Genomic DNA, 13432 nt, shown 5'->3' on the forward strand with positions numbered 1-13432 from the left:
CGAGCCTCTCTGGCGTTCAATTCATATTTCATCGTTTGGCCTCAACGTGGGGGGAGCCACTCTTTATTGGTGTATGCCGTCAAAACGTGGTCTTGCCACTGGCCGTCGATCAGCAGGTAATCCTTGGCGTAACCTTCGCGTTCGAATCCCAGACGCGTCAGCAATGCGCCGCTGCGCTGGTTGTGCGGCATATAGTTGGCCATGATGCGGTGCATGCGCTGTTGGCGCAGCATATAGCGGATGGCGGACTGCAAGGCTTCGAACATCAGCCCCTGTCCCTGCCATTTCTCCCCCAGCGAATAACCGAGGAAACAGGCGTGAAACGAACCGCGCAGCACGTTGCTGAAGTTCGCCACGCCGCGCACTTCCTGCTCTTGCGGATCGAGCAGGATAAAATAGTAGGCGCTGCCCTGCTTTTGCATTTCAGCGATCATGCCCAGACGCGCCTGCCAGCCGGAAGGATAACAGTGGCTTTCGTCGCGCACCGGCTCCCAGGGTTTGAGAAAGGCTCGGTTCTCGGCATAATAATCCGCCAGACGATAGGCGTCCCGTTCATGCACTAAACGGACCACCATCCGGTCGGTAGTAAGACGTACTTTTGGCGATGCAGAGCGGTAGCCGAACATCATTTCCCCCGCAGTCAAAACGGTTCGATAAGAAGTATTTATTGGGAAGTCGCATGGTTAATTATCCGGCGCCGATCTAATGCCATGACTTTATTTAGCCAATAGCGCCTCAGAACCGCACTTCCCTGCATTCAATATAACCGTAGCCCGCCCTCGAGGTAAAATCCCGGTCGCTCAGTAAATCACCGAATACGCGTTTTACAGCGTTTTTCCGCCTATTTTGCAGCGCAGGTAACACCTTGACGATAAAAAAATATTATCTACTCCGCCCCTGTCGCCGTCCGGCAATTGGGTAGAGAATGGTGGGGTTGCCTTCCCCCTCTCTCTTAATTGCTCATGGTGATGCATGTCTCTGGTGTCGCAAGCGCGCAGCTTGGGTAAATATTTTCTGTTGCTCGACAACCTGCTGGTGGTTTTAGGCTTCTTTGTCGTGTTCCCGCTTATTTCGATCCGCTTTGTCGATCAATTAGGATGGGCGGCGCTGATCGTCGGCATCGCGCTGGGTTTGCGCCAGCTGCTGCAACAAGGGCTCGGCATCTTTGGCGGCGCCATCGCCGATCGCTTCGGCGCCAAGCCCATGATCGTCACCGGCATGCTGCTGCGCGCCGCCGGTTTCGCTACCATGGCGATGGCGGATGAGCCTTGGATCCTGTGGTTCTCCTGCGCGCTGTCCGCCCTGGGCGGCACGTTATTCGATCCGCCGCGCACCGCTTTGGTGATCAAGTTGACCCGTCCGCACGAACGCGGCCGTTTTTTCTCGCTGCTGATGATGCAGGACAGCGCAGGTGCGGTGGTCGGCGCGCTGATCGGCAGTTGGCTGCTGCAGTACGATTTCCACTTTGTCTGCTGGGTGGGGGCGGCGATCTTCGTGCTCGCCGCTGGCTGGAACGCCTGGCTACTGCCGGCTTACCGCATCTCTACCGTGCGTATACCGATGAAGGAAGGCATGCTGCGGGTCGTGCGCGATCGCCGCTTCCTCACCTATGTCCTGACGCTGACCGGTTATTACATGTTGGCGGTACAGGTGATGCTGATGATGCCGATCGTGGTTAACGAAATCGCCGGCTCACCGGCGGCGGTGAAATGGATGTATGCGATTGAAGCGGCGCTGTCGTTGTCGCTGCTCTATCCGCTGGCGCGTTGGGGAGAAAAACACTTCCGGCTTGAGCAGCGCCTGATGGCGGGCCTGTTGCTGATGACGCTCAGCCTGTTGCCGATCGGTCTCGCCACCAGCTTGCAGGGCGTGTTCACGCTGATCTGCTGCTTCTATCTGGGATCGATCATCGCCGAACCGGCGCGCGAGACGCTGAGCGCTTCGCTGGCCGATCCACGTGCGCGTGGCAGCTATATGGGCTTCAGCCGCCTTGGTCTGGCGCTGGGTGGCGCGTTAGGTTACACCGGCGGCGGCTGGATGTACGATACCGGACGGACGATGAACATGCCGGAGTTACCCTGGTTGCTGCTTGGAGCCGTGGGCTTCGCTACGTTGCTGGCGCTGTACTGGCAGTTCAGCCCGCGGCGCAGTGCATCGATGATGCTGCGCGGCGGTTAACGCCATAGAAATCCGGCCGAATCGGCAACAGCTGCTATCCTGTTAGTAAAAACACCCACAGGAGCCCGTCGGCATGAACGAAGAAGCAAAATTACCGCAACTACTCGAACATATGATACTGAACTTGCGCATGATTTATGCGCGTTCCACCCTGGTGGAAAAGGCCCTGGCCCATATCCTCGCCAGCGACGCCGGCCTGAAAAACGATATTATCAAACAGCTGCAGGTCGTCACCGCCACCAACGAACGTGACAAAATCGACTTGGAAGAAGCTCGCATTCACCTGATCGATGTGCTCAACTCGGTACCGGCCAAGAAATAACGCCCCCTAGCCCGCGCCGGTGCGCGGGCGATATCGCAATAACGCACCATCCAACACACGCACGTCAAGACAGCCTCGATAAGCTGTGGTAACTATTGCTGTTAAAACCTGACAACCCGGAGCAAGCATGAAACTGTTCATTTACGATCATTGCCCATTCTGCGTTAAAGCCCGCATGATTTTCGGCCTGAAACGTCTGCCGATTCGCCTGGTCACGTTGCTCAACGACGATGAGACGACCCCGCTCAACCTGATCGGCAAAAAAATGGTGCCTATCCTGGTCAAAGACGACGGCGAAGCGATGCCGGAAAGCCTGGATATCGTACGCTATGTCGATAACCTGGACGGCAAGCCGGTGCTGACCGGCCGCACCAACCCCGCCATTGCCGAGTGGCTGCAGCGGGTCGGCGAGTACAGCGCAAAATTGCTGTTGCCGCGTATTGCGCATGCCGATTTCGAAGAGTTCGCCACCGACAGCGCCCGCCGTTATTTTATCGATAAAAAGCAGGCGTCAATCGGTGATTTCGCCGAGCATCTCGCCAACAGCGCCGATCTGATCGCCCAGTTGGAGGCCGATCTGCAAACCCTGTCACCGCTGATCGTCTCCGCCGAAGCGGTAAACGGCGAGCTGTCCGAGGACGATATCCACCTGTTCCCGCTGCTGCGCTCGTTGTCGATCGTCGCCGGGGTTGCGCTGCCGGACAACGTGGAAACCTACCGCAACCGCATGGCGCAACGCAGCGAAGTGCCGTTGCTGCTGGACATGGAACAATAACGTTTGAATAACCCAAAGGATATGGCGTACTGATGCTGAAAATGGTGCTCGCCACCGCTCGCGATCGGGCGCGGCTGAAGGAAATTACCTCCGTTCTGATTCGTTACGGCCTGCAAGACGTTCTGCGTCTGCTGGGCCTGGGGGCTTTGCTGCGCGGCGCCCGCGCTGAACCCGCCCAATTGGACGCCCAAACCCTGCCCGAGCGGCTGCGCGAAGCGCTCGAGGCGCTAGGCCCAACCTTCGTCAAATTCGGCCAGATCCTGGCCACGCGTTCTGACCTGTTGGATCCGGCCTGGACCGACGAACTGGATCGCCTGCACAGCCAGGCGGCGGTGCTGCCATGGGAAACGCTGGCGCCGCAGATCGTTGCCGATCTCGGCGATGATCCCGAGCAACTGTTTGCCGAATTCGATCGCACACCGCTGGCGGCGGCGTCGATGGCGCAAATCTACCGCGCGCGCCTGCACAGCGGCGAACAAGTGGTGGTGAAAGTGCTGCGGCCCGGCCTGGCGAAAACCATTCACGCCGATTTGCGGCTGCTGGCCTCGCTGGCGGAAACCGTAGAGCAGCAGAGTCAGGCGCTGGCGCGCTATCGACCACGGCAGATGGTCAGAGCGCTAGCGACGGCGCTCAATCATGAACTGGATTTGACCCATGAAGGGCATAACTGCGATCGCGTCGCCGGCATGTTCGCGCGTGAACCCGACGTGGTCGTGCCAAAAATCTATTGGCAATGGTCTTCCCCGCGTCTGTTAGTGCAGGAGTACTTGCCCGGCACCGCGCCGGAGAACCCCCGGCAGTTGGCGGAAGCGGGCTTTGACGGCCCGCTGCTGGCGCAGCGCGGCGCCCGCGCCTTTATGAGCATGGTGCTGGAGCACCGGCTGTATCACGCCGATCCGCACCCCGGCAACGTGATGGCGCTGAGCGGCGACCGCGTCGGCTTCATCGACTTCGGCATGGTGGGCCAGCTGTCCGAACGGCGGCGCAACCAGCTGCTCCTGCTGCTGCAGGCCATTGCCGATCGTCAGTCCGAAGGCATCGTCAACACGCTGATCGCCTGGTCGGACAGCGAGCCGCTGGATCTGATGGATCTGGAGCTGGCGGCGCAAAACTTTCTCGACAAACAGGCCGCCACCACCCTGACGTTGGGCAAGGCTCTGACCGACCTGCTGGTGATGGCGCGTGAGCACCAGTTGGCGCTGCCGCCCGATCTGGTGCTGCTGTTCAAGGCGTTAATCACCGCCGACGGCGTGCTGCACCGATTGGATCCGGCCTTCGACATCGTCGCCACCCTCAAACCGATGCTGCAACAAACGGTGCTGCAACGCTATGCCCCTGACGCCGTGCGCCAGCGGTTGTTGGCCCTGGGCGGGGAAGCGCTCGACGCCGGGGAAGAACTGCCGCAAACCCTGCGGCTGTTGGTACGCCGCCTAAAACGCGGGCAGCTCAATGCCGATATCAACGTCAGTAATCTCGGCCAGTTGAGCAAGGCGTTGGAACGCGCCGCCGTCACCCTGGCTATCGCCATTGTCACCGCCGCTTTTGCCCTGGGCCTGGCGCCTTATCTGATGCACTCCTCACTGCAGCTGTGGGGCATTCCGCTGTTCCCGCTGTTGGGGGGCGCGGCCTGCCTGGCCGGTGTGATCCTCTTGGCGCTGCGATTGCGGCGCTGACGCTTTCGGCGTTATCCGATAGGTGTCGCCCGCTTTTGCGCGCACTATCCTCTGCACATCGCCGCCTGCCGTTTTCACGCGCAGGCGGAACGTTTATAATGATTAATCAATTATCTGCAGCACTTTTCGCCAGCAGTCGCAATGAGGCATTAATGAAGAAGATCCTGATGGGCGCAGCCGCCCTGCTGTTCGCCGGCGTATTGGCCGGTTGCAATCAACTGACCCAGTACACCCTGAGCGAGCAGGAAGTGAATGATTACCTGCAGAAACATAACGACTACCAGAAGCAGATCGGCGTGCCCGGCCTGCTGGACGCCAACATCGTGCTGACTCAGTTGCAAAGCCAAATCGGCCGCAGCGAACCGGGTAAAGTCACCCTTTCCGGCGACGCCAAGGTCAACATCACGTCGATTCTCGGCCCGCAGACCGCGGATCTGAAGCTGACGCTGAAGGCGCAGCCGGTCTACGACCGGGCGCAGGGCGCCATTTTCCTGAAGGACATGGAGCTGACCGATTACAGCGTGCAGCCGGAAAAAATGCAGACGGTAATGAAAGCGCTGACGCCGTATCTGAACCAGTCGCTGAAATCCTACTTCGACCAAAAGCCGGCTTATGTGCTGAATCCTGACAACAGCAAAACCGAAGCGCTGGCGAAAAAACTGGCGAAAGGGTTGGAAGTGAAACCGGGTGAATTGGTGATCCCATTCAGCGACTGACGCCGTCTGAGGACATCAAGCCCGCCGCTCGGCGGGCTTTTTATTGCCGGGAAAGCGTTACTGCGGGGCGCTGTAGGCGATTTCACCGGTGTTGCAGTTGAGCGTCACGTTGTAGGTTTTATCTGCCTTGGTGCCACGCACCGTCAACGGCACCTGCCATATCTGATCCTTGCCGCTGATGGCATCCGGGCTAACCCAGGCGATCGGCGTTGCGGTGCCCAGCAGCTTTTTGTCCGACTCCCAGCGCGTAATGCGGTTCTGCAAGAAGTCGCGCTTGACCTGGGCGGCGATATCCGCCGGTTGCAGACCCGCACACTGGCCTACCTTGGCGGCGCGCTGTTCGTGATCCTGCGCCCACACCGCCATCGATGCTCCCATCATGGCCAACAAGGCGATAGCCAAACCCGTTTTTTTCATATGTCCTCCCGTTGTGATTAGCGCTATCCGGGCGCCCATCCCTGGCTCACAACAGGGCGTCGGCAAAGGGTTACCGTTTGACGAACTCAATGACAAACAGCGCATCCAGGCCCGGATAGATTTCCTTGATCACCTGCTTCAGTTCGCCGAGCGACATGTTCTCCTGCTGCGCGTGGCGTTCGGTCAGCGCATCCAGACGCACCGGCGTTACCGACAGCACTTCGATAAAGCAGAAAAATACGCCGTCCTCATTGCGACTGACGCGCAATACCTCGCCCGGTTCGAAATGCGACTCACTGGCATCCCGAATGGTGATGGTTTTGCGCCCGGCCAGAATGTCTTGCTCAAAGCGGCTGAAGAAAGTTATTTCACGGCTCATTTTAGATCCTTTTTCATCACAACACCGCAACATAAGTCATTATGCCGCCTGCTTTTCTGACGCAGATCCCTCTTTTGGGTTAGAGGCTGCTTTTTTCGCTTTGCTTTCCGCCGGTGTCTTGAGGGTTTCCGCCGGCGATGCGCCGCGCAGAATCAGACCCAGCGCATCTTTATTTTCCGCCAGGAAGAAGCTCAGCCCTTCGCGCTGTTCGTCATCCAGGTTCAGCGGCGCCTGCAGCAGCCACTCCCCAAGGTTGTCCGCCAGATCCAGCATTTTGTCGTAGGCGTCGGCTTCTTTCTTGCTCGCGAAAGTCATTTTTTCCTCACCGTTTCTCACCACCACATATTTAACTTCAACCGCCATGCGTGCGTCCTCAAATACTCAAATTACTGTAATTATATACAGTATAAATAGATCGTGGCGGGAAGGCAAACCGCCGCCCGCCTTCGGCTTATTTCAGCAGCCGCACCTTGCAGCTTTTGCCTTTGATTTTGCCCTGCTGCAACTGTTGCAGCGCCTTGCGCGCGCTGGCTTTGCGGATCGCGACGTAGGCATGCACCGGGAACATGTCTATCTTGCCCACTTCCGCCGCCGTCAGCCCGGCGTCGCCGGTCAGCGCGCCAAGGATATCGCCGGGACGAATCTTCGCCTTGCGGCCGCCGTCGATGCACAGCGTCACCATTTCCGCCTCCAGCGAGCCGTTGGCCGCCCCGCTCAGCTCGGACACCGGCGACCAGTCGACGCTCATCTGCAGATAGTCTTCAATCGCGTGCGCACGCGCCATTTCCTGCGGCGTGCACAGGCTGATCGCCAGCCCGCTCATGCCGGCGCGGCCGGTGCGGCCGATACGGTGCACATGCACTTCGGGATCGAACGCCAGTTCGTAGTTGACCACCAGCTCCAGCTCTTTAATATCCAGCCCGCGTGCGGCGACGTCGGTCGCCACCAATACCCGGCAACTGCGGTTGGCGAAACGCACCAACACCTGGTCGCGGTCGCGCTGTTCCAGATCGCCATGCAGCGCCAGCGCGCTGATGCCGCGGGCCTCCAGGGCCTCAAGCACCGTCTGACAGTCGCGTTTGGTATTGCAGAACACCACGCAGGACGCAGGTTGATGATAGCGAATGGCCGACACCAGCAGCGCTGGGCGCTGATCGCGCGTAGTCTCATAAAAGCGTTGTTCGATGGAGGCCTGCGCTTCGCCATCGTCCACCTCGACGCTTAGCGGCTGGCGTTGAACGCGCGCGCTGATGCGCTCGATGCCTGCCGGGTACGTGGCGGAAAACAGCAACGTCTGACGTTGCGGCGGCGTATAGCTGATCACATCGTCGATGTCGTCGGCGAACCCCATGTCCAGCATGCGATCGGCCTCATCCAGCACCAGCACCTTCAGCTCGTCCAGCTGCAGCGTTTTCTTGCGCAGGTGTTCCTGGATACGGCCCGGCGTCCCCACCACGATGTGCGGCGCATGCACCAGCGAATCGAGCTGCGGTCCCATCGGTTGGCCGCCGCACAGCGTCAGAATTTTGATGTTTTGCGTGAAACGCGCCAAGCGACGCAGCTCTTTGCTCACCTGATCGGCCAACTCGCGGGTGGGACAGAGCACCAGCGCCTGTGTGGCAACCTGCGTAACGACGATGTTATTCAGCAAGCCAATGCCAAATGCCGCCGTTTTGCCGCTGCCGGTTTTCGCCTTGGCGCGCACGTCTCGCCCTTGCAGGATAGCGGGCAACGCGGCGGCCTGCACCGGCGTCATTTCGGCGTACCCCAGTTCGTTGAGGTTGGCCAACTGTTCGGCTGGCAGCGGCAGGGAAGAAAAAGAAACTGTGCTCACGGCGATAACTCTTATATGACGAATGGAATGGCGGCGCGCCCGCAGGTTGGCGCCGAATCAGCGGTAAATGATAACAGAGATGGGCGGCGTTACGGGCTGCGGGCATAAAAAAACCCGCCGGCGGCGGGTTTCTTGGCAACGCAGTCGTTAAATCGCAACGACGTTGGCTGCGGCAGGGCCACGTTGGCTGTCCTGGATGGAGAATTCAACCTGCTGGCCTTCAGCCAGGGTCTTGAAACCATCGCTAACGATAGCGGAAAAATGAACGAAAACGTCTTTAGAACCGTCGGCAGGCGTGATGAAGCCGAAGCCTTTGCTTTCGTTGAACCATTTAACGTGACCAGTGATCTTGCTCATTTGTGTTTCCTTTACTTGATAAACCTGCCTTGACGGCACGAGACGCGAAAACCTTGCTATATATAGGCCTTCTTTCGCCGTCGCTTATTAACGCACAATCGCCCAGGCAGGGCAAATATTTCTGCTTGTTATAAAAACAGTAAGTTAGCAACAAACCTGGCGTGGCGGCTGTGAACGCAATCGTTTTCGTATATACTGCCCGCCGATCATCAATCCGCTTACTTTCACCGATCCAGGTACGAAACTATGTTAACGATTGGAACCGCCCTGCGTCCTTCCGCCACCCGCGTCATGTTGCTCGGCTCCGGGGAGCTGGGTAAAGAAGTCGCCATTGAATGCCAGCGCCTCGGCCTGGAAGTGATCGCCGTCGATCGCTATGCCGACGCCCCCGCCATGCATGTGGCGCACCGCAGTCACGTCATCAATATGCTGGACGGTGACGCGCTGAAAGCCGTTATCGAACAAGAGCGGCCGGACTATATCGTTCCCGAAATCGAAGCGATCGCCACCGCCATGCTGGTCGAACTTGAACGTCAGGGCCACCGCGTGGTGCCCTGCGCCGAAGCCACGCGCCTGACCATGAACCGCGAAGGCATCCGCCGTCTGGCGGCGGAAGAACTTGGCCTGCCCACCTCCAGCTACCGCTTTGCCGACAGCGAAGCGACTTTCCGGCAAGCGGTCGAGCACATCGGCTACCCGTGCATCGTCAAACCGGTGATGAGTTCTTCCGGCAAAGGACAAAGCCTGATCCGCACGCCTGAGCAGCTGCAAAGCGCCTGGGATTACGCGCAACAGGGCGGACGCGCCGGCGGCGGCCGGGTGATCGTCGAAGGGTTGGTAAGATTTGATTTTGAAATTACGTTGCTGACCATCAGCGCCGTGGACGGCGTACATTTCTGCGAGCCGATCGGCCATCGTCAGGAAGACGGAGATTATCGCGAATCCTGGCAACCGCAGCGCATGTCAGCCACGGCGTTGAGCCGTGCTCAGGCTATCGCGGAGAAGGTGGTGAAAGCCCTGGGCGGGTTCGGACTGTTCGGCGTGGAGCTGTTCGTCTGCGGCGACGACGTGATCTTCAGCGAAGTGTCTCCGCGGCCGCACGATACCGGCATGGTTACGTTGATCTCACAGGATCTGTCCGAGTTCGCCCTGCACGTTCGCGCGTTTCTCGGGTTGCCGATTGGCGCCATCCGCCAGTTCGGCCCTTCCGCTTCAGCGGTGATCCTGCCGCAGCTCACCAGCAGCGATGTGCGTTTCAGCAGCCTGGAAAATGCGCTGCGCGGGCACAACCAGCTGCGTCTGTTCGGCAAACCGGAGATCGACGGGCAGCGTCGCCTGGGCGTGGCGCTGGCGACGGCGAGCACGACGGAACTGGCGGTGGAGCAAGCGAAACAAGCCGCCGCCGCCGTGGCGGTCAACGGCTGATACTCACGGGGCCGCTTGCGCGGCCCCGATAACGTCAATAGTCTTCGTCTTCTTCAGCATCGTCATCCGGCGACGCCTCCGGTGCGGCCTCATGCTGCTCGTCTTCATCATCGAACAGTACCGCAACCTGAGCGCCCTGATGCTTCTCGCGAATTTCCTGCGCAACGCGAGCAATGGCCTCACCGCTGCTCATGCCCTGCTCCATCAGTTGATGGATGCGATCCGCCGCTTCCTGCTGCTCCGCGTGATTCAGTAATGGCATACCTGCATGCATGTGTCGTTCTCTCCGGCAAAAGGGAGAAGGAGTATACGCGCTAACGCGGCGGATCCCAACGTCTGGTGCCTCAGGCCGGTTGCGAACAGCCGTTATCGTTGCGCCACTGCTTCAGGCGATGCCGCCACAGCATGACATGCCACCCCTGCTTCAGGCCGCGCGCATTGGCGAACATCGCTCTGTCGATGCCGCGCTGATAGAATTCTTCGGTGATCTGACTCTGAGCGGCCGGTTCCGGCTCACGACGAATGCTGTGGCAAATGCCCAGCGCTTCGCGGGTGATTTGCCAATGGAAAGCCGGACGAATGGCGACAGTGCCCGCATAGCGCTGATTGAGCCGCTCCAGCATTTCGACGATTTTCATATAGTGGCGTTGATACTCCACGTTCGCCTTACCGATGCGGCGACGGTTACTGATCGACTTGTCGTGCACCCGTTGACGGTACAGCGGCGTACTTAAATATTTGACCCGTTTGGCATTAAACATGACTTCCGTCGTCCAGGGAATATCCTGGTGATGTAATCCCGGCTCGAAATAAAGCCGATGCTGGCGAATAAAGTCGAGGCGATATATTGCCAGCCATACAACGTGAATAAACTTTCGCGATTTCAGCGCACGTTCAAACCACTGCACGCCGGTGATAACGTCGGTGGTGCGCAAACGCGCCTCAGGAAAAATCAGCTGCAATTCATCTTGGCTGGTAAAATAGCGTTCGCCATTACATTGCATCACGTCTAATTGATGTTGTTCCGCCTGTTCCAGCAGCGTGGAATACATCTCCGGCGCCAGCAAGTCGTCGGCATCGGGAAACGCCACATATTTGCCTTGGGCAACGGCAAGCCCGGCATTACGCGCGTTAGAAACACCGGCATTGGCCTGATCGATCACACGAATATGCGGATGTACCGCCGCGTAACGGTGTGCGATCTCTCCCGAACCGTCAGTGGAACCATCATTGACGATGATCACCTCCAACCGTTGCTCACGCTGGGCCAGCAGCGAGGCCAGGAAAGGCTCCAATAACTCCCCCGCATTGTGCATCGGGACGATCACGCTCAGCATTAACGACATAGTCAGCTCTTCAATGATAATGTAACAAAATAATAATTTTATTTTTCTAAAAGGCTCATTCGGTCAGTGTACGCTTGGGATAGGCGTGAAACCTGCAAATTCCCGCGGTGACTAATGGGACCGAACCGGCCTTTCTTTCTCAAACCAGCGCCAGAAAAGCGCTGAGTAATTAAGCCATTAATTCCAAAGGGCGGCGACGTTGGCTAAAATCGGGCATAACAACATCTCTCCCGCTTCTAATAACAAGCAGAAATAATAAATTTATGAAATTAACGAATCTTTTTTTATATTTCTCGGGTATTGCGCCCTCGATAAATAGGCTTCCAGTGCATTTGATGTTAAATTTTTAACATATCGAAGTATAATCAATGGCGCAAAAAATGCCTTATTTCAGGTTTATTGAACTGCCGTTTATGTGAACTGTGCTGCATGTCGCGCATGGCAAAACATGCATGACGTGACCGTCTATGGCACACTAGCCGCCAGATATCGCCGTCCTCACAGCCAGGTTTATTGACGTTCATGAGCGTAACCGCCCCAAACATAAAATCTTTGCCCTACAGCCGCCGTGCCCTGATGACGCTTTTCGCCCCGCTTTCATCGCAACCTTGGGCGATGCTGCTGCATTCGGGCTTCGCCGACCATTCGCATAACCGTTTCGATATCCTGGTCGCACAACCGCGCGTTACACTCACCACCCACGGTGCCGGCACGACAATTGAAAGTGACAGCGTCACCATTCAGTCGCAGGAAGATCCGTTCTCCCTGCTGCAGCAGCAACTGGCGGCGCAAGGCTGGCAGCCGGCGTTTAATCCGGACCTGCCGTTTCAGGGCGGAGCTCTGGGGCTGTTCGGCTACGATCTCGGGCGCCGGGTGGAAACCCTGCCGCAGTTGGCCGAAGCCGACCTCGCCTTGCCGGATATGGCAGTCGGCATTTATGACTGGGCTGTGATCGCCGACCACCAATTGCAAACCCTGACGCTGCTCAGCTATGGCGATGTCGAACAGCGCTGGCGCTGGCTCAATAGCCAAACTGCGCCTACAGAACGCCCTTTCACGCTGCTGAGCGACTGGCGCGCCAATATGAGCCGGCGGCAATACGGCGAGAAGTTCCAACGTATTCAGCACTACCTGCGCAGCGGCGACTGTTACCAAATTAATCTGGCACAACGGTTCTCCGCCGACTATCTGGGGGATGAATGGCAGGCGTTCCGCCGCCTGAGCGCCTGCAACCGCGCGCCATTCTCGGCCTTCCTGCGCTTGCCGCACAACAGCGTACTGAGCGTCTCTCCCGAGCGCTTCCTGTGGCTGGAGCAGCAACGCATCCAAACCCGCCCGATCAAGGGCACGCTGCCGCGGTTGGCGGACGCGGAACAGGACGCCGCGCAGGCTCGCCGTTTGGCCGATTCACCCAAGGATCGCGCTGAAAATCTGATGATCGTCGATCTGCTGCGCAACGATATCGGCCGCGTCGCCCAACCAGGCAGCGTACGGGTGCCGGAACTGTTCGCCGTGGAGCCGTTCCCCGCGGTGCATCACCTGGTGAGCACCATCACCGCGACCCTGCCAAATCATACCTCGGCGGCCGAACTGCTGCGCGCCTGCTTCCCCGGCGGTTCGATCACCGGCGCGCCCAAGGTGCGAGCGATGGAAATCATCGAAGAGCTGGAGCCGCAGCGCCGCAATGCCTATTGCGGCAGCATCGGTTACCTGAGCGCCTGCGGCACCATGGACACCAATATCACCATTCGCACGCTCGTCACCGAAAACGGTCGCATCCACTGCTCCGCCGGCGGCGGCATCGTGGCGGACAGCCTGGAGCAGGCGGAATACCAGGAGACCTTCGACAAGGTTGGCCGCATTTTGCCGCAGCTAGGGGAGTATGCCCTGTCGTGATCCCATCGAACTCACCGGCCTCACTGCACGCCTTTATCAGCCGCTTTCAACTGCAGCTGCCGCAGGCGACGCAGATTTCGCACAATGTGCGCCCGGCGGCGGTGCTGATCCCGA

15 protein-coding genes and 1 pseudogene are annotated in these 13432 nt (G+C 58.6%); 8 read left to right on the forward strand and 8 right to left on the reverse strand.

Annotation, left to right across the window (positions count from 1 at the left end; genetic code table 11):
- Positions 1 to 41: 41 nt before the first annotated feature.
- Complete coding sequence (rimJ, locus tag ADK28_RS03615; RefSeq protein ID WP_028127485.1) at positions 42 to 626, reverse strand: ribosomal protein S5-alanine N-acetyltransferase; 585 nt, start codon at positions 624 to 626, stop codon at positions 42 to 44.
- A gap of 346 nt (positions 627 to 972) precedes the next feature.
- Between rimJ and mdtH the strand changes: the two genes are divergently transcribed.
- From mdtH to ADK28_RS03640, 5 genes are all read left to right on the forward strand, one after another.
- The gene (gene mdtH, locus ADK28_RS03620; protein ID WP_033640091.1) at positions 973 to 2178 is read left to right on the forward strand and encodes a multidrug efflux MFS transporter MdtH; all 1206 of its coding nucleotides are present in this window, start codon (positions 973 to 975) and stop codon (positions 2176 to 2178) included.
- Positions 2179 to 2251: 73 nt separating this feature from the next.
- Complete coding sequence (locus ADK28_RS03625) at positions 2252 to 2500, forward strand: hypothetical protein (protein WP_016927419.1); 249 nt, start codon at positions 2252 to 2254, stop codon at positions 2498 to 2500.
- Between the two features lie 127 nt (positions 2501 to 2627).
- Positions 2628 to 3275, forward strand: a complete 648-nt coding sequence (gene grxB / locus ADK28_RS03630; RefSeq protein WP_048794910.1) for a glutaredoxin 2 — start codon at positions 2628 to 2630, stop codon at positions 3273 to 3275.
- Positions 3276 to 3307: 32 nt separating this feature from the next.
- On the forward strand, positions 3308 to 4948 hold the full coding sequence (locus tag ADK28_RS03635) for an ABC1 kinase family protein (protein ID WP_048794911.1): 1641 nt from the start codon (positions 3308 to 3310) through the stop codon (positions 4946 to 4948).
- Positions 4949 to 5100: 152 nt separating this feature from the next.
- The gene (locus ADK28_RS03640) at positions 5101 to 5664 is read left to right on the forward strand and encodes a lipoprotein (protein WP_016927416.1); all 564 of its coding nucleotides are present in this window, start codon (positions 5101 to 5103) and stop codon (positions 5662 to 5664) included.
- A gap of 57 nt (positions 5665 to 5721) precedes the next feature.
- Here ADK28_RS03640 and yebF read toward each other — a convergent pair whose 3' ends face one another.
- The 5 genes from yebF to cspE all read right to left on the reverse strand — a co-directional run bounded on the left by yebF (position 5722) and on the right by cspE (position 8651).
- Entirely contained in the window at positions 5722 to 6081 is a 360-nt protein-coding gene (yebF, locus tag ADK28_RS03645) for a protein YebF (protein ID WP_048794912.1), read from the reverse strand.
- A 70-nt stretch (positions 6082 to 6151) separates the two neighbouring features.
- Positions 6152 to 6460 (reverse strand): N(4)-acetylcytidine aminohydrolase, encoded by a 309-nt coding sequence (gene yqfB / locus ADK28_RS03650; RefSeq protein WP_004927562.1) that lies wholly within the window; start codon positions 6458 to 6460, stop codon positions 6152 to 6154.
- Between the two features lie 39 nt (positions 6461 to 6499).
- Positions 6500 to 6823 (reverse strand): YebG family protein, encoded by a 324-nt coding sequence (locus ADK28_RS03655; protein ID WP_033640085.1) that lies wholly within the window; start codon positions 6821 to 6823, stop codon positions 6500 to 6502.
- 88 nt (positions 6824 to 6911) lie between these two features.
- Complete coding sequence (dbpA, locus tag ADK28_RS03660; protein WP_033640084.1) at positions 6912 to 8294, reverse strand: ATP-dependent RNA helicase DbpA; 1383 nt, start codon at positions 8292 to 8294, stop codon at positions 6912 to 6914.
- A 147-nt stretch (positions 8295 to 8441) separates the two neighbouring features.
- Positions 8442 to 8651 (reverse strand): transcription antiterminator/RNA stability regulator CspE, encoded by a 210-nt coding sequence (gene cspE, locus ADK28_RS03665; RefSeq protein WP_004927572.1) that lies wholly within the window; start codon positions 8649 to 8651, stop codon positions 8442 to 8444.
- A gap of 246 nt (positions 8652 to 8897) precedes the next feature.
- On the opposite strand from cspE, the gene purT reads away from it, so the two are divergent.
- Positions 8898 to 10076, forward strand: a complete 1179-nt coding sequence (gene purT, locus ADK28_RS03670) for a formate-dependent phosphoribosylglycinamide formyltransferase (protein WP_033640083.1) — start codon at positions 8898 to 8900, stop codon at positions 10074 to 10076.
- Between the two features lie 34 nt (positions 10077 to 10110).
- Here the strand turns inward: purT and ADK28_RS03675 are convergent, their stop codons facing one another.
- On the reverse strand, positions 10111 to 10350 hold the full coding sequence (locus ADK28_RS03675) for a YoaH family protein (RefSeq protein ID WP_033640082.1): 240 nt from the start codon (positions 10348 to 10350) through the stop codon (positions 10111 to 10113).
- A gap of 70 nt (positions 10351 to 10420) precedes the next feature.
- Positions 10421 to 11422, reverse strand: coding sequence for a glycosyltransferase (locus ADK28_RS03680; protein ID WP_028127489.1), 1002 nt, complete (start codon positions 11420 to 11422; stop codon positions 10421 to 10423).
- 522 nt (positions 11423 to 11944) lie between these two features.
- Here ADK28_RS03680 and pabB point away from each other — a divergent pair.
- Both pabB and ADK28_RS32850 read left to right on the forward strand, forming a co-directional pair.
- A complete protein-coding gene (gene pabB, locus ADK28_RS03685) occupies positions 11945 to 13318 on the forward strand; it encodes an aminodeoxychorismate synthase component 1 (RefSeq protein WP_048794914.1) in 1374 nt (457 codons plus the stop codon).
- A pseudogene (locus ADK28_RS32850) lies at positions 13315 to 13432 on the forward strand (CoA pyrophosphatase); the annotation flags it as partial. The gene pabB and the pseudogene ADK28_RS32850, both read left to right, overlap by 4 nt.

The sequence above is a fragment of the Serratia sp. 506_PEND genome, from assembly GCF_001076875.1.
GTDB classification, from domain to species: Bacteria; Pseudomonadota; Gammaproteobacteria; order Enterobacterales; family Enterobacteriaceae; genus Serratia; species Serratia marcescens.

Bases quoted from the DNA above. Each gene is read 5' to 3' on its own strand.
- rimJ (WP_028127485.1), bottom strand. From the start codon at position 626: ATGTTCGGCTACCGCTCTGCATCGCCAAAAGTACGTCTTACTACCGAC.
- mdtH (WP_033640091.1), top strand. From the start codon at position 973: ATGTCTCTGGTGTCGCAAGCGCGCAGCTTGGGTAAATATTTTCTGTTG.
- ADK28_RS03625 (WP_016927419.1), top strand. From the start codon at position 2,252: ATGAACGAAGAAGCAAAATTACCGCAACTACTCGAACATATGATACTG.
- grxB (WP_048794910.1), top strand. From the start codon at position 2,628: ATGAAACTGTTCATTTACGATCATTGCCCATTCTGCGTTAAAGCCCGC.
- ADK28_RS03635 (WP_048794911.1), top strand. From the start codon at position 3,308: ATGCTGAAAATGGTGCTCGCCACCGCTCGCGATCGGGCGCGGCTGAAG.
- ADK28_RS03640 (WP_016927416.1), top strand. From the start codon at position 5,101: ATGAAGAAGATCCTGATGGGCGCAGCCGCCCTGCTGTTCGCCGGCGTA.
- yebF (WP_048794912.1), bottom strand. From the start codon at position 6,081: ATGAAAAAAACGGGTTTGGCTATCGCCTTGTTGGCCATGATGGGAGCA.
- yqfB (WP_004927562.1), bottom strand. From the start codon at position 6,460: ATGAGCCGTGAAATAACTTTCTTCAGCCGCTTTGAGCAAGACATTCTG.
- ADK28_RS03655 (WP_033640085.1), bottom strand. From the start codon at position 6,823: ATGGCGGTTGAAGTTAAATATGTGGTGGTGAGAAACGGTGAGGAAAAA.
- cspE (WP_004927572.1), bottom strand. From the start codon at position 8,651: ATGAGCAAGATCACTGGTCACGTTAAATGGTTCAACGAAAGCAAAGGC.
- purT (WP_033640083.1), top strand. From the start codon at position 8,898: ATGTTAACGATTGGAACCGCCCTGCGTCCTTCCGCCACCCGCGTCATG.
- ADK28_RS03675 (WP_033640082.1), bottom strand. From the start codon at position 10,350: ATGCATGCAGGTATGCCATTACTGAATCACGCGGAGCAGCAGGAAGCG.
- ADK28_RS03680 (WP_028127489.1), bottom strand. From the start codon at position 11,422: ATGTCGTTAATGCTGAGCGTGATCGTCCCGATGCACAATGCGGGGGAG.
- pabB (WP_048794914.1), top strand. From the start codon at position 11,945: ATGAGCGTAACCGCCCCAAACATAAAATCTTTGCCCTACAGCCGCCGT.